The sequence below is a fragment of the Bacillus sp. FSL K6-3176 genome, from assembly GCF_038003325.1.
GTDB lineage: Bacteria > Bacillota > Bacilli > Bacillales > Bacillaceae > Bacillus > Bacillus altitudinis.
Window position 1 is genome coordinate 1,073,899 of the sequence record NZ_JBBOOX010000001.1, and the last position, 15,836, is coordinate 1,089,734.

A 15,836-nucleotide genomic window follows, 5' to 3' on the forward strand; every position below is an offset into this window, starting at 1 on the left:
TCCATCAACTGTATCGAAAAAATCGGAAATAATCAATGGAAAATTTGAAATTTATCGAAAATTTATAAATTGGACGTCAATCGGTAAATCTGCCTTGCGCATGAGCGCCATCACTTCTTGTAAATCATCTTTATTTTTTCCTGTCACACGCACTTGGTCATCTTGAAATTGCGACTTTACCTTTATACCAGATTGTTTGATCAAGGCATTGATCTTTTTGGCATTGTCCTTATCAATCCCGCTTATCAGCTTTGCACGCTGGCGAACGGTTCCACCTAGGGCATGTTCTGTTTTTCCGTAGTCAATGTTTTTAGTCGGTACGTTTCGTTTAATCAGTTTTGTCACAAGGACATCCTTTAGCTGCTCCAGCTTGAAGTCATCATCAGAAATGAGAACGAGTTCTTCTTTTTCTAGTGAAATATCACTTTTACTTCCTTTAAAATCATAACGGTTTTTAATTTCTTTCAGTGCTGCTTGAATGGCGTTTTGCACCTCTGGCAGCTCCACCTTCGATACAATATCAAATGAACTTTCTTTTGCCATCACATATGACCTCCAACTATAGATATTGCGTCTATTTTATCATGCCCATAGGGGAAGAAGAAACTTTATCGAGGAGAGTTCAGATGCATGCGGTATAATTCAAGTACAGTTTGTCCACTTTAGCTAACAGAACTAGAGATGTTCATGATGACAGAAGTATAGTAGAATAAAGTGAATCAAAAGATGAACGAACGCTCTTTTAAGGGCAGATAGGAAGGAAGAGAACATGAGACCAGGTGAGCAACTGACCTTGCAAATAGATAACGAGATGGAATACGGCTACTTTTTAACAGATGGCGAAGATTCTGTCCTCCTACATCGCAGTGAGATGACAGAGGATATTGGAGATCGTGATGAAGTAGAGGTCTACTTATATGTAGATCATGAGGAAAGACTGGCAGCGACGATGAAAATTCCTAAAATCAATGCACATACATACGACTGGGTAGAAGTCGTAGACGTTGTAGAAGATATGGGTGCTTTTGTCGATATAGGTTTGTCAAAGGATGCACTTGTTGCAACTGAACACCTCCCGCCTTTTGAGGAAGCGTGGCCGAAAAAAGGCGACAAACTATACTGTATGCTCAAAGTGACAAGTTACGGGAGAATGTTCGCAAAACCAGCCACTGAAGATGTGATCAGTGAATTGTTTACTGAAGCGCCAGAAACGTTAATGAACAAAGAAATTACTGGAACAATCTATCGCTTAATTGCGACAGGTTCTTTTATGCTGACAGATACAGGCGTGCGTGGATTTATCCACCGCACGGAACGAAAGGAAGAGCCTAGATTAGGATCGACCGTGACAGGACGCGTCATTGCAGTGAAAGAGGACGGAACCGTGAACGTTTCTCTGCTTCCTAGAAAACAGGATGCATTATCTGTCGATGCAGAAGAAATCTTAACTTACATGAGAACGAGAAACGGTGCAATGCCTTACGGGGATAAAAGTGATCCAGAAGATATCCGGGAAAGATTTCAAATGAGCAAAGCAGCCTTCAAACGAGCATTAGGTCATCTGATGAAAAATGATCTTGTTTACCAAAAAGAAGGATGGACATACGAGAAAAAGTGAGCATTTGCTCGCTTTTTTTATTTTTGTCATAAATAATGGTTTTTTTCAGTGAAAAAAGTCATGAAAAAAGCTGAAAATCCTTCACTTTATCATTGAAACAATGACTCTCAAATCCGATAAATAAGGGGTAAGGATGATAAAAGGAGTGTGTTTTTGGATGAAAGTGAAGATTTCATTACTTCTGATGGCAGCGATGATCATGGTACTCGCCTCATGCAGCAATCAGCAGGGAGGACCACCGATATCAAATGCGAAGCATATTGGTGTCATGCTGACGGATGATGGTCTTGGTGATCAATCATTTAACGATTCATCATTTAAAGGATTAGAAAAAGCACGTGATGAGCTTGGCATTGAATTTGATTATAGAGAAATTGCAGAAACCGATACATATGAAAAAGGGCTGACCGAGCTTGTGAAAGATGGAAATGACCTGATCATCGGTGTAGGTTTCAGTATGCAAGAAGACTTAGAAAAGGTAGCGAAAAAATATCCGAAAAAGCAATTTTTACTCATTGATGCTGTGTCTGAACTGAAAAATGTCACATCAGTGACTTTTAAAGAAGAGCAGGGCAGCTATTTAGCGGGAGCACTTGCTGCCATGACAACAAAAAGTGATGTCATTGGTTTTGTGGGCGGAGTCGATGCAGAGGTGATCCACCGATTTGAACAAGGCTATCAAAAAGGCGCAAAATCAGTGAATCCGAAAATCAAGGTCGTATCCACGTATGCTGGCACATTTAGTGATGCAGGCAAAGGCAGTAAAATAGCGAAAGACATGATCAAAAAGAAAGCAGATGTTTTATATGCTGCAGCCGGTTATACGGGTGTTGGTGTATTAAAAGAAGCGCAGACGCAAGGCAAATATGCAATCGGCGTGGACAGCGATCAGTATTATACAGCTGAAAAAGCCGTTATTTCGTCTATGGTCAAAAAAGTAGATGAAGTCGTTTATCAATTCAGCGAACAGCTCGTCAAAAGCAGCAAAATCAAAAGCGGGCATATCGTTTATGACTTAAGTAATGACGGAATCGATATGGCAAGAATCCGGGTGCTCAAAGATGCTGAGAAATTGACCAAAAAATTAAATGGACTGAAGCAGACACTTCTGAAAGAAGAGGGGGCAGCATCATGAGCTTACGCATCAAAATTTTGCTCAACTCACTCATTTCACTTCTTTTAGCGGTTGGCGTAATTGCCTTTATTATTGTGAGTATGACAAAGATTCAGTCATCAAGCGAAGAAGAAGTTCAAACCTTGCTGAACGTACAAAAAACGAAGGCCAGCTTTGAAAGTGTCGAACAAGCCATGACCAATTATTCCATGACCCTTTCAGATGAACAGCTAGAGGTCGTTCAAAGCGATATATCGACAGCGAAAAAACAGCTGCAAACGTTAAACAAAAACGCAGGAAATATGAACAAAGAAGCCCTAACACGGTTAAATTCAAAGTTTGACACATGGACGCAAGAAGCAAACAATGCCATTGGTGAAAAAAATGCCTCTGATGCCAGACGAGTGGCTGCCAGAATTGACGGTGTTTTAAACGACGTGCATACGATGAATAAAAGAGCACAAGAAGCGTATGAATACCATTTAGAGGAGGCGGCAGACAATGTGCAAAGGATCATCACAAGCGCATCTGTCGCAGCCCTCACGCTGATTGTCATTGCCGTCTTTTTAAATATTGGGTTAACGAGATCCATTGTGACGCCAATCAAATCCCTTTCTTACCGGGCAAAACAGATTGCCGAAGGAAACCTCGCTGTGGAGCGGATGGACATCAAGCGGAAAGATGAAATCGGTGGCTTAAATGAGTCGTTCAATCAAATGACGGATCAGCTGATTAGCTTGATTCAAGAAATCAGCCATGTATCAAGCCAAGTAGAATCATTCTCGGTTCAGTTAGATGATGAAAACAAAAAGCTTATGGAATCGGCCAATCAAGTGTCTGTATCGACAGACGAAATGGCGAATGGTTCACAAGCGATTTCAGAAGACCTTCAGCATGGCGTTAGTTTGATTGAAAAAATGGATTCACATGGCCGTAAGAATTCCGAAAGATCACATACAGTCATCCGTAGTACAGAGGATGCCATTGAAGCGGTGGAAAGCGGAAAGCACACGTTAACAGAAACAAAAGCAGCCATTGAAAAAAATACACGTGCGACGAGACAAATTGAAGAGTCTGCAGGAGAATTCACTCAGTACGCAAGCGGAATCTCCGCAATGGCCAAAACGGTTTCTGATATTGCGGACCAGACAAACCTCCTCTCGCTCAATGCGGCGATTGAAGCGGCAAGAGCAGGAGAAGCTGGCAAAGGGTTTGCCGTCGTAGCGGACGAAATTCGTAAGCTGGCAGATGAATCGTCTCGTGCAACAAGACAAATTTTTGACATGGTGAGTCATATTGAAAAAGGCATTCAATCCATTAGCCAAACTGTACAAGAAGGGGTCAAGCTATCACTTCAGCAGCAAGATGCAATGGACAAAACCTCACACTCCTTTGAAGATATAGAAACAAAAGCACAACATATTAAGCAAGAAATGGCGGTCTTAAATGACCAAATTATTCAATCAACAGAGCTTGGCGGACAAGTGCTGCACTCGATTGAAAATATTAGTGCCGTTGTAGAAGAAACGGCAGCGGGCAGCGAAGAAATTTCTGCCTCGGCAAACGAACAACTGCAATCTTTCCATCAAATGAACAAACAAGTAGAAGAACTGATGAGTATGACGGCAAGGTTAAACGAAACCGTTCACCGATTTAAGCTATCATAAGAAAAGCACCCTTCCCGTGATGTTTCAGGGAAGGGTGCTTTTTATGATGGGCTACCTGTAAAGAAGATGGCAAGTGTGCTAGGGCCTGAGTGGGACCCGACAGCCGCGCCGATGACCTGGATGTCGATTTTTTTTGGATGAAATTCGGCTTCGATTAATTGTCTCATTTCTTCTGCAAGTGCAGGGTCGTCTCCATGACTAATGCCAACAGTTTGACTAGACCAGTCAGATCCGCGTTCTTTCATCAGCTCGATAATGCGTTTCAATAATTTTTTACGGCCACGAATTTTTTCAAGGGGTATCAGTTTTCCATCCTCAACGTGTAAAATGGGTTTAATACTTAACAATCCGCCAACAAATGCGGACGCTTTACTGATTCTTCCGCCTCTTGCTAAATACGATAAATCGTCTACAGTAAAAATATGTTGTAAAGATTCACAAAAATGCTTTACAGACGTTTCAATTTCTTGTATTGTATTTCCGTCAATGGCAAGTGATTGAGCGTGTTTGACAGCTAGTCCATAACCAAGTGAAGCACATTTAGAATCAATGATTCGTAAATCGAAATCAGGGTATTCTTCCTTCACTTCGTTTGCCATCATCACAGCGGTTTGGTATGTACCTGAAAGCTCTGATGAAAAGGCAACATAAATAGCGGATGTATGGGTTTGTGCTGCAGAAACAAAGGCTTCTTTGATCCGATTCGGTGAAGCTTGTGATGTTTTTGGACTTGCACCTTGTCTCATCGCATCAAATACTTGTTTTGGTTCAATGGTGATCAAATCCTCAAATTCCTGCTCGCCGAGTAATACACGCAGCGGAATGAGTGTCATGTTTTGTTCATCATAATAAGAAAGAGGCAGATCAGCAGCACTGTCTGCTATGATATGAACAGTCATCAAAATCCCTTCTTTCTAAAAAAATCAACCATATTTTACATCTTTTTAGCCTAACTATATCATAGAAAATCATTTTTTCGTGTTCAAATTCTAAATTTTAGGGAAAACCATAGAGAGAATGGTAAGTGGAGGAATGACAACATGTTCATTGGAGAAGCAAAAAAACTCATCGTCGTCGTCATTGGTGCCTTACTCAATGCGATTGGGCTGAATTTATTTTTAATCCCTGCTGACGTATATGCAAGTGGTTTTACAGGGGTTGCCCAGCTGTTATCTAGTTTAATCGATCAATATGCACCGTTTTATTTATCAACAGGGATCCTATTATTTATTTTAAACATTCCGGTCGGCATTTTAGGCTGGATGAAGGTTGGTCGTTCCTTTACTTTGTATAGCATTATTAGTGTCGCACTGACAACGATTTTCCTCGGCATTTTACCAGAGACAAGTGTTTCTGAAGATATTTTATTAAATGCTGTATTTGGCGGAGTCATTTCTGCACTTGGCATTGGGATTACACTGAAATATGGGGCATCTACAGGCGGCCTTGACATTATTGCGATGATTTTAGCGAAATGGAAAGACAAACCAGTGGGCACGTATTTCTTCATTTTAAACGGAATTATCATTTTTACAGCAGGATTGTTACAAGGTTGGGAGAAAGCTTTATATACCCTTGTCACATTATATGTGACGACTAGGGTAATTGATGCCATCCATACGAGACATGAAAAGCTGACTGCCATGATTGTGACAAAGAAAGCAGATGAAATCAAAGAAGCCATTTATGGAAAAATGGTCAGAGGGATTACGACTGTTCCGGCAAAAGGGGCATTTACCAATGAACAAAAAGAAATGATGGTCATTGTCATTACAAGGTATGAGCTGTATGAACTTGAACAAATTATAAAGGAAGTCGATCCAAAAGCCTTTACAAATATTGTTCAAACAACCAATATTCTTGGATTTTTCAGACGAGATTAAAAGGTGGGTAGAAGATGAAAAAAGGGTTAGTGCTTTTTCTCGTTCTATTGGTTTTAACAGCTTGTGGACAACAAAAAAAGGATGAACCAGACAAGGAGGTATCCGGTCAAATGGGAGAAAAAACCGTTGTACTCACAGTAGACCCCGTCCAAAAAGGTTCTTCGGTTCAATTTCATATGTCACTCAAAAATGAATCAGATCGAGATATTGAATTCACGTTTAACACAAGCCAAAAATTCGAATTGAGTGTGTACGATGAAGACGGAAATGAAAAATACCGTTACTCGAAAGACCGTATGTTCACACAAGCCATCCAATCCTTTGTGCTGAAAGCAGATGAAACATATGACTTCCAAGATACGTGGTCAAACGGTGTGGAGCCGGGAACGTATGAAGCGGTCGTCACATTTAAAGGAAAAGCAGAAGGGCTAAAGCAAATCACTGAGAAGAAAACGTTCCAAGTGAAATAAGCATAAGAAAAGCTGTCCACAAAGCGGACAGCTTTTTTCGTTAAAGATCATCAAGCAGGTCTTGGAACGTATGCAGCTGGTTTCTTTCTGCATCTGTCGAATTAGCAAATGCAGATGATACGGCGTTTTTAGCTCGCTGAACTGCTTGTTGACGCTCTAAACCAGATGGAAATGAAGAAGTAAGGGCTTCTTCAGTAAATGATTTGGCTTGATCAAAAAGTTCGTTTCTCACAATGAACCTCCAGAAGCATCAGTCTTCATATTTCCCCTGTCCTCCGCAGCTTCTTCAAGTGTGGAACGATACGGAAAACGTGCGTCATGCAGACTGACTGAATCTTTACCTTGTTGTATAAAGCGTTTCGATTTGCTTCTTTTACCCATTCGGAATCCGCCCCTTTACACAAGCTGACAGGACAACCTGTCTAACGGTAGTATGCCCGCTTCGACCTGCTATGTATGAATGGAAAAATTAAAGCGAGAAGTAATTCGTTAGGAATTTTGCAATCCCATCTTGTTCGTTCGTATCTGTCACTTCATTAGAGACGCGTTTCACTGCATCAATTCCGTTGCCCATGGCAACCCCGCATCCAGCAAACTCAAGCATTTCTAAATCATTGTCTTCATCTCCGAATGCCACAATCCGCTCCTGAGGCACACCGTAATAATCACTGATCTTTTGCAGTCCAACGGCTTTATTCATACCTGTTTTAATGATTTCAATGACGTGCCACGGAGCAGCCCAGCGTCTGTGATCAATGACTTCTGCATGAACATCTGTCAAATAGCTCCGGATCGCTCCGACGTCTTCTTCTTTTGCGTGAATTAAGACGCTTGTGACATTCTCTCCAAGATTGTTCCGAAGGTCTCCAACGGTCACTTTGTTTGCATTCATATTAAATATATCAATGAGCTTTTCATCATGATAATGGAAATACAAATCGTCTAGCACTTCAGCTAACACATTGTGTACTTTATATTCCTCACTAATATCCACAAGCTGTTTCACGACTTGAAGATCAAGTGATGTGTGAAATCTGCCCCATTTTTCATCAAGAGGATGATGGACAAACGCTCCATTAAAGTTCACAATCGGTGAATCGAGCTGCAATTGCTGATAATAAGGAGAGCTGGAACGAAATGGCCGGCCAGTTGAAATACAGACATGATGCCCGCTGTCTTTCACTTTTTGAATGACATCAAGTGTGTGAGTTGAAATCGTTTTATCGTCTTTTAATAACGTGCCATCCAGGTCAAGTGCGATTAGATAAGGTTTAGTCTCCATAAAATCTCCTTTGATCTGTAAGTAATAGGAGGCAGCTGGTGCGGGTGCCTCCACCTATAGTGTATCTTTATCACATCTTCGTTGTCTACATGTTAAAATAAACAAAGACGGGAATGATAAAGGAGGATTCATAGGCTGTGATCACCATTGATGAGCAAATGACGCACGATATTCCATTTTTACATATCGTAAAAGCTGAAAATAAAGATAAACCACTGCCACTTGTATTTTTTATACATGGATTTACAAGTGCACGCGAGCACAACTTACACTTCGCCTTTCATTTGGCGGAAAAAGGCATGAGAGTCATTTTGCCTGACTGTGCTTATCATGGTGTAAGATCAGAAAACCTCAGCTTAGAGGAACTGGCATCAAAGTTTTGGGAAATCGTCCTAAACGAAATACGTGAAATCGATATACTTAAGACACATTTTCAAGAAAAACAATTGATTGAAGCTGATCTAATAGGTGTTGCAGGTACATCTATGGGAGGGATCACGACCTTTGGTGCACTTGCAAAGCATGATTGGATTAAAGCGGCAGTCAGCTTGATGGGCAGTCCGAAATATACGACATTCCTACAAGCACAAATCATGGACATGCGTCACAAAGGGTTGATGAAAGATATCACGGACGAAGAAGTCAATCAGCAATTAGACGCTCTGCGTCCTTATGATTTAACGCTGCAAACAGATCGACTAAACAAAAGACCGCTGTTATTCTGGCATGCAGAAAACGATCCAGTTGTCCCTTACAGACATGCAAAAGCTCTTTATGACGAGTTAGCAGAAACCCAATATAAAGAAGATCCGCACCTGATTCGTTTTATTACAGATGGACAGGCTGGCCATAAGGTCTCAAGACAAGCGATGTTTGAAACGATTGATTGGTTTGTGACACACCTGAAAAGCACAAACGTTTAGCCAAAAGGAAAAGTACGTTATACTAGTTGAAAAAGGAGTGGATATCATGGATGAAGCATTGAAAGAAAATATTTTAGGCGCCCTAGAACAGGTGATTGACCCTGAGTTAAACGTAGACATCGTCAACCTTGGACTTGTCTATGATGTCGATCTTGATGAGAATGGAAAAGCGGATATCACAATGACTTTAACATCAATGGGCTGTCCTCTTGCACCAGTTATCGTCGATGAAGTCAAAAAAGCATTGAGCGACTTGCCTGAAGTGAAGGAAACTGAAGTTCACATCGTCTGGAATCCACCTTGGACACGTGACAAAATGTCAAGATACGCTAAAATTGCGCTTGGTATTCAATAAGCACAAAATGAAAAATGCCTGGTATGAGATAAACTCGTACCAGGTTTTTTTATGAAAAATTAAGGTAGAGGAGGAGTATGGCTTGATATAATGGATGTAATTTTATAGAACGGAGTACCTATAATGAAACGAAAGTGGATATGGATCGTTCTTTTAATGGGATATGGTGCTGCCTTTTTTGCATCAGTCTCTATACGTGAAGGTCAAGCACACAAAAGACAAGGACTTGAGGCGTTTACAGATGTGAGTCACCTCATGCCGGTCAAAATAAAAAAAGTCGTGCAAGGAAAAGAAATAGAATCTTTAAAAGAAGTATTAGAAGAAGCAAAAGAGAAGAATCTGCCCATTTCAATCGCCGGAAAGCAGCATAGTATGGGCGGCCACACGTATTATGAAAATGGCATTGTACTAGACATGACGAAATTTCGCCGAATCGTATCATTTAATGAAAATAAGAAGACCATTCGGGTCCAGAGCGGCGCCACATGGGATGATATTCAAAAATATGTGAACCCATATGGTCTTGCAGTAAAGGTGATGCAATCTCAAAACATCTTTACGATTGGTGGCTCGTTAAGTGCAAATGCACATGGACGTGACATTCGCTACGGCTCACTTATTGACACTGTGCGCTCTTTCACACTGTTAAAAGCAGATGGAGAGATCATCACAGTAAAGCCTAGCGATGATTTATTTACTGCCGTGATTGGAGGATACGGCTTATTCGGTGTCATTTTAGATGTTGAGCTTTCCTTAACAAAGGATGAATTATATAAAATGGAGACAACCTCTCTACACTACGATGAATACACTGATTATTTTCAAAAGCATGTAAAGAACAATAAAGAAGTGCGCATGCATCTCGCAAGAATCTCTACAGCGAAAACAAATTTTTTGAAAGAGATGTATGTGACGAATTATTCACTTACTTCTGATCAACAGATCGATCCATACCGCGAGCTCAAAGAAGATCAGCTCGTCATCCCTTTAAAATTTATGCTCGGCCTTTCGAGAAGATTTGATATGGGGAAAGATTTGCTATGGAACTTGCAAAAGAAGTATTTTCAAAGTCAAAATGACCAGCTGATCACAAGAAATAACGTGATGCGGTCTGATTCTGCTTTTTTAGAATATGAAAATGAGTCAGATACCGATGTGCTTCAAGAATACTTTGTTCCAGTTGATCGTTTTCGTGCGTATATCGATGACATGAGAGGGTTTTTACAACAGGAAGAATTGAATTTAATGAACATCACGATCCGCTACGTACAAAAAAATGAAAAAGCGGATCTCTCATATGCGAAAGAAGATATGTTTGCACTTGTTTTGTTAGTGAATTATGGTTTTGAGAAAGAAGAGAAGGCAGAAGCAGAGCGGGTCATCCGGCAAATGACAGATATCACCTTGCGGCACCATGGAAGCTATTACTTACCATACATGCCTTATCAAACGAAAGCACAAATGAAACAAGCGTATCCAAAAACCGATCTATTCTTTCAAAAGAAAAAGCAAGCAGATCCAGATGGCAGATTTATCAACTACTTTTATGAAAGGTACAATACACAATGAATGCTAAAGCAATGAAATGGTTCGTCTATTCACAAAGTCTACTGTTTTTCGCCAGTAGTCTCATTTTCCCTTTTTATATTCTTTTTATTAAAAATGTTGGGTCGAGCTATTCTCAATTTGGTCTTGCTTATGGTCTGTTTGGTTTGAGCGGTGCGTTCATTCATTTATTATTAGGAAAACTTCCTGAAACGACCGACAGGCGTCTCTTTTTAATCATTCATTCGTTTGGTATGGCGTTTCTTCTTCTCCTTTTTCCACATATCACAGAAGTAGAGCAAGTTTATATGATTCAGATTGCCTTAGGTGTGCTAGGTGGTGTTCAGAAGCACGGAGAGAAACTGCTCGTCACCGAACTCACAAATGAGAAGAAGCGAATGAAAGAAGTTGGGCACTATCATTTTTGGACAGCGCTTTTTTCATCTATCGCCATCATGCTTGGCGGCCTGTTTGCTGATTTTTTCACCATTCATTTGATTTTTTATGCAAGTTCCCTATTATATTTATGCAGTGCGCTTTTGGTTCTCAATATGAAGAACAATAGATAAAATCCGCATGTCTCACGAAGATATGTGGATTTTTTTATGAAAAAAAATGAAAACAAATATTAAATATACAATTGAATTAATTTTTATACATGTTATAATGTTAAATAATTTCACAAAGATCAAGAGGGTGTATTGACGTTGAAAATAGGTGTTATAGGTGCTACAGGGTACGGTGGTGCGGAATTAGTTCGTATCTTTAAGCAGCATCCACATGTGGAGGAATGTATATTGTATTCATCAAGTGGTGATGGACAATTATACAGTCAATCTTATCCGCATCTGACAACGATTACTGACCAAACATTAAAAGCCATTGATCCGGCTGCCATTGTGCAAGAAACAGATGCTGTGTTTTTAGCGACACCAGCAGGCGTTTCAAGTGAACTCACACCGAAGCTCATGAATCAAGGAGTGCCAATTATTGATTTATCAGGTGACTTGCGCATTCAAGATGGAACTGTTTATGAAGCGTGGTATAAACGAAGGGCAGCGGATGAAGCATCGGTTCAACAAGCTGTATACGGATTATCTGAATTGAATCGTGAAACCATTAAGCAAGCGGAAGTCATTGCAAACCCAGGCTGCTTTCCTACTGCAGTTCTTCTAGGATTAGCACCGCTGATGAAACAGAATTTAATCGATGAATCTATGATCATAATAGATGCAAAAACCGGGGTGTCCGGTGCAGGACGATCAGCCTCACTTGGCACACATTTTTCAGAGCTGAACGATAACTTTAAAATTTATAAGGTGAATGAACATCAGCACACACCTGAAATAGAACAAGTACTTAGAGAATGGAACCCGCAAACGGCGAACATCACATTTTCAACACACCTTGTCCCGATGACAAGAGGGATTATGGCGACGATGTATACACAATTGAAAGCAGATGTCACAAAAGAAGAATTAATGAAACGGATGAAGGACTTTTATGAAGATTCCTATTTTGTAAGAGTGAGAGATCATGGGATATATCCGCAAACAAAAGAAGTATACGGCAGTAACTTCTGTGACATTGGTTTTCATTTAGATGAGCGAACAGGCAGACTGACGATTGTATCTGTCATAGATAATCTCATGAAAGGCGCAGCCGGCCAAGCGGTTCAAAACTTCAATATCATCAAAGGCTTACATGAAGAGGCGGGCCTCACAATGACACCTCTCTATCCATAAGAACAGGGGAGACAACAAACATGATCGAATTGAATGAAAAAAGTATTGTCAAAATAGACGGGGACGTATCATCACCAAAAGGTTTTGAAGCAAAGGGGATTCATATAGGATTACGCTATTCAAAAAAAGACCTTGGCTTGATCATCAGTGAAGTACCAGCAGCGAGTGCAGCGGTATACACTCAAAGTCACTTTCAAGCTGCGCCTCTTCAAGTCACACAAAAAAGCTTAAAAAAGACGGGCAAACTAAAAGGTGTCATTGTCAATAGTGCCATCGCCAACGCATGCACAGGTGAGCAGGGATTAAAAGATGCATACGACATGCAGGCAGCCTGTGCAGACATGTTAGGCACAGAGCCTGATTACATTGCCGTTTCTTCTACTGGTGTCATTGGAGAGTGTCTGGATATGGATAAAATCAAAACAGGCATCGCTCAGCTAAAAGAAGCAAAAGCAGGAAATGGCCACTTTGAAGAAGCGATTTTAACAACAGATACAGTCATTAAAAATACGACATACTCCTTGACGATAGACGGGAAAGAGATTCTCATTTCTGGTGCAGCAAAGGGCTCTGGTATGATTCATCCGAACATGGCAACAATGCTCGGGTTTGTCACAACCGATGCAAATGTCGAACAAGAAGCTTTGCAAAATGCTCTTCGTGACATTACAGATGTGACGTTTAATCAAATTACCGTCGATGGAGAAACATCAACTAACGATATGGTGCTTGTGATGGCAAATGGAATGGCAGAAAACCAGGCACTGAATGAAGAACATCCAGAATGGCCATTGTTTAAAGAAGGATTAAAACTAGCCTGCGAAGATCTAGCAAAAGAGATTGCAAGAGACGGAGAAGGCGCAACCAAATTAATCGAAGCAAAAGTTGTTGGTGCAAAAAACAACTTAGAAGCTGGTATTATTGCAAAAAAAATCGTAGGTTCAAGTCTTGTGAAAACAGCCGTATACGGTACGGACGCCAACTGGGGACGGATTGTCGGAGCAATCGGTCATAGCGCAGCTTCTGTCACGCCAGAAGAGGTTGAAGTTTACTTAGGCGGTCAATGTCTGTTTAAACATAATGAACCTCAGTCTTTCTCAGAAGAGGAAGCAAAAGCGTATCTAGAGCAGGATGAGATTACGATTTTCATTCAAATGAATGAAGGAAATGGTGAAGCGGCCGCATGGGGCTGTGACCTTACCTATGATTATGTGAAAATTAACGCGAGCTATCGCACATAATGAAGGAGATAGACATGGATAAAACGATCGTGTTCAAGTGTGGAGGCAGTGTCATTCGAGAACTTTCCGATACCTTTTATGAAAATGTCCGCTCACTTCAAGCTGCTGGATTTAAACTGGCTATCGTACATGGCGGAGGACCTGAAATCACGAGCATGCTGCAAAAATTAGAAGTGAAAACGGAATTTGTAGATGGACAGCGCAAAACAACAAAGCCGGTGTTAGAGGTAGCCGAAATGGTCCTTTCAGGAACGGTGAATAAATACTTTGTTTCAGAGCTGGCAAAGCATGATATATCATCTGTCGGTGTATCTGGTAAAGATGGACAGATGCTTGTCGCCGATTTTCTCGATCAAGATGTATATGGGTACGTTGGCGAAATCAAAGAAGTCAATCCAGAGATGGCAGAAGCACTAATGGAGAAACAATTCATTCCCGTCATTGCGCCGCTATCTATGACCGAAGAATGCCAAACGTTAAATGTAAATGCTGATCTTGCAGCATCAGCAGTCGCAGGAGCTATGAAAGCTGATAAGCTCATGTTTGTCACAGATGTGGAAGGAATTTTAAAAAATGGTGAGCTGTTAGACGTTGTCACCGAACAAGAAGCGCTCAAGCTCATCGATGAAGGTATTATTTCCGGGGGAATGATTCCAAAAGTGCAATCTGCGCTAAGTGCTTTATCAGGAGATGTGGATGAAGTCATGATTGTGAATGGAAAAGGCAGTATTTTTACAGGAGATACCTTTAAAGGAACTCGAATTGTAAAACAAAAGGAGGCGGTCCTGTGAGTCATCTCTTTCAAACGTACGGACGGTGGAATGTTGAAATTAAAGAGGCAGAAGGTTCTTGGGCAGTTGATACAACTGGGAAAAAATATTTAGACTTTATACAAGGCATTGCGGTCACGAATTTAGGTCACAATCATCCAAAGGTCAATCAAGCCATCAAGAAGCAGCTTGACGAGGTCTGGCACGTATCAAATCTATTTGAAAATGGACTGCAAGAAAAAGCAGCGGAAAAGCTGGCAGCAAACAGTTCAGGAGATCTCGTATTTTTCTGCAACAGCGGGGCTGAAGCGAATGAAGGGGCTATCAAATTGGCCCGAAAAGCAACAGGGAAAACAAATATTGTGACGTTTTTGCACTCTTTCCATGGGCGCACGTATGCTGGTATGGCTGCCACAGGTCAAGATAAAATCAAAACTGGTTTTGGACCGATGCTGGAAGGCTTTCATTATGTACCGTTTAATGACCCTGAAGCGATCACAGCGTGTGAAATCGATGATGTCGCAGCGGTCATGCTGGAAGTGGTGCAAGGTGAAGGTGGAGTGAATCCAGCTACAGCTGAATTTCTAGAAGCCGTTCAAACGTTTTGCAAAAAACATCAAGCACTGCTGATTGTAGATGAAATCCAAACGGGTATTGGGCGAACAGGGACAGCATTTGCCTATGAGCAATCGGGACTTGATCCTGATATTATTTCAGCCGCAAAAGGTTTAGGAAATGGATTTCCAGTCGGTGCAGTGATAGGGAAAAAAGCTTTAGGGGATGCATTTTCTCCAGGCTCTCATGGCACAACATTTGGTGGCAATATGCTCGCTATGTCAGCTGTGAACGCAACTCTTGATGTAATATTCAAAGAAGACTTTCTTTCAGAAGTGAAAGAAAAGGGTGCGTACCTTTTAAAGAGACTGCAAGAAGTCAAACAGCTGAACATCGTGAAAGAAGTACGGGGCAAAGGATTAATGGCAGGAATTGAGTGTCATCAGCCAGTAGGTGATTACATCACAGCCCTTCGAGAGCAAGGTTTGCTGGTGCTTCCAGCTGGTCCGAATGTCATTCGTTTATTACCTCCACTGAATGTCAAAAAAGTTGAATTGGATCAAGCAATAGAAGCGGTCATTCAAGTGTTAGCAAATGAAACAGTAAAGGTCTAAATTTTTTTACACCAGAACGCATAAACATGCATTTATATTATTAATTATTCAATA

18 protein-coding genes are annotated in these 15,836 nt (G+C 40.9%); 13 read left to right on the forward strand and 5 right to left on the reverse strand.

Going from position 1 to position 15,836, the window contains the following annotated elements; translation table 11 throughout:
* Window positions 1–51: 51 nt before the first annotated feature.
* On the reverse strand, window positions 52–543 hold the full coding sequence (locus tag MHB38_RS05430; protein ID WP_076821901.1) for a YajQ family cyclic di-GMP-binding protein: 492 nt from the start codon (window positions 541–543) through the stop codon (window positions 52–54).
* Between the two features lie 226 nt (window positions 544–769).
* Here MHB38_RS05430 and MHB38_RS05435 point away from each other — a divergent pair, with 226 nt between their 5' ends.
* From MHB38_RS05435 to MHB38_RS05445, 3 genes are all read left to right on the forward strand, one after another.
* Window positions 770–1,618: a CvfB family protein gene (locus tag MHB38_RS05435; RefSeq protein ID WP_017360190.1), complete on the forward strand. Its 849-nt coding sequence runs from the start codon at window positions 770–772 to the stop codon at window positions 1,616–1,618.
* Between the two features lie 157 nt (window positions 1,619–1,775).
* The gene (locus tag MHB38_RS05440) at window positions 1,776–2,753 is read left to right on the forward strand and encodes a BMP family lipoprotein (protein WP_025207132.1); all 978 of its coding nucleotides are present in this window, start codon (window positions 1,776–1,778) and stop codon (window positions 2,751–2,753) included.
* A complete protein-coding gene (locus MHB38_RS05445) occupies window positions 2,750–4,399 on the forward strand; it encodes a methyl-accepting chemotaxis protein (protein ID WP_341002718.1) in 1,650 nt (549 codons plus the stop codon). Before MHB38_RS05440 ends, MHB38_RS05445 begins: the two co-directional genes overlap by 4 nt.
* A 41-nt stretch (window positions 4,400–4,440) precedes the next feature.
* Here MHB38_RS05445 and MHB38_RS05450 read toward each other — a convergent pair whose 3' ends face one another.
* Entirely contained in the window at window positions 4,441–5,298 is an 858-nt protein-coding gene (locus MHB38_RS05450; RefSeq protein WP_148780246.1) for a DegV family protein, read from the reverse strand.
* 141 nt (window positions 5,299–5,439) lie between these two features.
* Here MHB38_RS05450 and MHB38_RS05455 point away from each other — a divergent pair, with 141 nt between their 5' ends.
* Together MHB38_RS05455 and MHB38_RS05460 are read left to right on the forward strand one after the other, a co-directional pair.
* Complete coding sequence (locus MHB38_RS05455) at window positions 5,440–6,282, forward strand: YitT family protein (protein ID WP_025207135.1); 843 nt, start codon at window positions 5,440–5,442, stop codon at window positions 6,280–6,282.
* Between the two features lie 14 nt (window positions 6,283–6,296).
* Complete coding sequence (locus tag MHB38_RS05460; RefSeq protein ID WP_008348542.1) at window positions 6,297–6,752, forward strand: BsuPI-related putative proteinase inhibitor; 456 nt, start codon at window positions 6,297–6,299, stop codon at window positions 6,750–6,752.
* Window positions 6,753–6,792: 40 nt separating this feature from the next.
* Here MHB38_RS05460 and MHB38_RS05465 read toward each other — a convergent pair whose 3' ends face one another.
* The 3 genes from MHB38_RS05465 to MHB38_RS05475 form a co-directional block, all read right to left on the reverse strand.
* Entirely contained in the window at window positions 6,793–6,984 is a 192-nt protein-coding gene (locus MHB38_RS05465; RefSeq protein WP_008348541.1) for a DUF3813 domain-containing protein, read from the reverse strand.
* Window positions 6,981–7,133: a hypothetical protein gene (locus MHB38_RS05470; protein WP_008348539.1), complete on the reverse strand. Its 153-nt coding sequence runs from the start codon at window positions 7,131–7,133 to the stop codon at window positions 6,981–6,983. Before MHB38_RS05470 ends, MHB38_RS05465 begins: the two co-directional genes overlap by 4 nt.
* A gap of 88 nt (window positions 7,134–7,221) precedes the next feature.
* Complete coding sequence (locus tag MHB38_RS05475) at window positions 7,222–8,034, reverse strand: Cof-type HAD-IIB family hydrolase (protein WP_341002724.1); 813 nt, start codon at window positions 8,032–8,034, stop codon at window positions 7,222–7,224.
* A 137-nt stretch (window positions 8,035–8,171) separates the two neighbouring features.
* Here MHB38_RS05475 and MHB38_RS05480 point away from each other — a divergent pair, with 137 nt between their 5' ends.
* The 8 genes from MHB38_RS05480 to MHB38_RS05515 all read left to right on the forward strand — a co-directional run bounded on the left by MHB38_RS05480 (window position 8,172) and on the right by MHB38_RS05515 (window position 15,782).
* Window positions 8,172–8,957, forward strand: coding sequence for an alpha/beta fold hydrolase (locus MHB38_RS05480; RefSeq protein WP_017360185.1), 786 nt, complete (start codon window positions 8,172–8,174; stop codon window positions 8,955–8,957).
* A 46-nt stretch (window positions 8,958–9,003) separates the two neighbouring features.
* On the forward strand, window positions 9,004–9,312 hold the full coding sequence (locus MHB38_RS05485; RefSeq protein ID WP_003211530.1) for a metal-sulfur cluster assembly factor: 309 nt from the start codon (window positions 9,004–9,006) through the stop codon (window positions 9,310–9,312).
* A 123-nt stretch (window positions 9,313–9,435) separates the two neighbouring features.
* Window positions 9,436–10,881 carry an FAD-binding oxidoreductase gene (locus tag MHB38_RS05490; RefSeq protein WP_341002727.1) on the forward strand — a complete coding sequence of 482 codons (1,446 nt, stop codon included), beginning with the start codon at window positions 9,436–9,438 and terminating at the stop codon, window positions 10,879–10,881.
* Window positions 10,878–11,426, forward strand: a complete 549-nt coding sequence (locus tag MHB38_RS05495) for an MFS transporter (RefSeq protein ID WP_048001695.1) — start codon at window positions 10,878–10,880, stop codon at window positions 11,424–11,426. The genes MHB38_RS05490 and MHB38_RS05495 overlap by 4 nt, the downstream gene beginning before the upstream one ends.
* Before the next feature lie 138 nt (window positions 11,427–11,564).
* The gene (gene argC, locus MHB38_RS05500) at window positions 11,565–12,602 is read left to right on the forward strand and encodes an N-acetyl-gamma-glutamyl-phosphate reductase (RefSeq protein ID WP_202734568.1); all 1,038 of its coding nucleotides are present in this window, start codon (window positions 11,565–11,567) and stop codon (window positions 12,600–12,602) included.
* Window positions 12,603–12,622: 20 nt separating this feature from the next.
* Entirely contained in the window at window positions 12,623–13,843 is a 1,221-nt protein-coding gene (gene argJ / locus MHB38_RS05505) for a bifunctional ornithine acetyltransferase/N-acetylglutamate synthase (RefSeq protein ID WP_007499060.1), read from the forward strand.
* Between the two features lie 14 nt (window positions 13,844–13,857).
* Entirely contained in the window at window positions 13,858–14,634 is a 777-nt protein-coding gene (gene argB / locus MHB38_RS05510) for an acetylglutamate kinase (protein WP_017360181.1), read from the forward strand.
* Window positions 14,631–15,782: an acetylornithine transaminase gene (locus MHB38_RS05515; protein WP_017367004.1), complete on the forward strand. Its 1,152-nt coding sequence runs from the start codon at window positions 14,631–14,633 to the stop codon at window positions 15,780–15,782. The genes argB and MHB38_RS05515 overlap by 4 nt, the downstream gene beginning before the upstream one ends.
* The last annotated feature ends 54 nt before the right edge of the window (window positions 15,783–15,836 follow it).

Coding starts and splice junctions, on each gene's coding strand:
- MHB38_RS05485 (WP_003211530.1), top strand. CDS start 9,004: ATGGATGAAGCATTGAAAGAAAATATTTTAGGCGCCCTAGAACAGGTG.
- MHB38_RS05460 (WP_008348542.1), top strand. CDS start 6,297: ATGAAAAAAGGGTTAGTGCTTTTTCTCGTTCTATTGGTTTTAACAGCT.
- MHB38_RS05490 (WP_341002727.1), top strand. CDS start 9,436: ATGAAACGAAAGTGGATATGGATCGTTCTTTTAATGGGATATGGTGCT.
- MHB38_RS05445 (WP_341002718.1), top strand. CDS start 2,750: ATGAGCTTACGCATCAAAATTTTGCTCAACTCACTCATTTCACTTCTT.
- MHB38_RS05430 (WP_076821901.1), bottom strand. CDS start 543: ATGGCAAAAGAAAGTTCATTTGATATTGTATCGAAGGTGGAGCTGCCA.
- argB (WP_017360181.1), top strand. CDS start 13,858: ATGGATAAAACGATCGTGTTCAAGTGTGGAGGCAGTGTCATTCGAGAA.
- argJ (WP_007499060.1), top strand. CDS start 12,623: ATGATCGAATTGAATGAAAAAAGTATTGTCAAAATAGACGGGGACGTA.
- MHB38_RS05455 (WP_025207135.1), top strand. CDS start 5,440: ATGTTCATTGGAGAAGCAAAAAAACTCATCGTCGTCGTCATTGGTGCC.
- MHB38_RS05470 (WP_008348539.1), bottom strand. CDS start 7,133: ATGGGTAAAAGAAGCAAATCGAAACGCTTTATACAACAAGGTAAAGAT.
- MHB38_RS05495 (WP_048001695.1), top strand. CDS start 10,878: ATGAATGCTAAAGCAATGAAATGGTTCGTCTATTCACAAAGTCTACTG.
- MHB38_RS05435 (WP_017360190.1), top strand. CDS start 770: ATGAGACCAGGTGAGCAACTGACCTTGCAAATAGATAACGAGATGGAA.
- MHB38_RS05475 (WP_341002724.1), bottom strand. CDS start 8,034: ATGGAGACTAAACCTTATCTAATCGCACTTGACCTGGATGGCACGTTA.
- MHB38_RS05450 (WP_148780246.1), bottom strand. CDS start 5,298: ATGACTGTTCATATCATAGCAGACAGTGCTGCTGATCTGCCTCTTTCT.
- MHB38_RS05440 (WP_025207132.1), top strand. CDS start 1,776: ATGAAAGTGAAGATTTCATTACTTCTGATGGCAGCGATGATCATGGTA.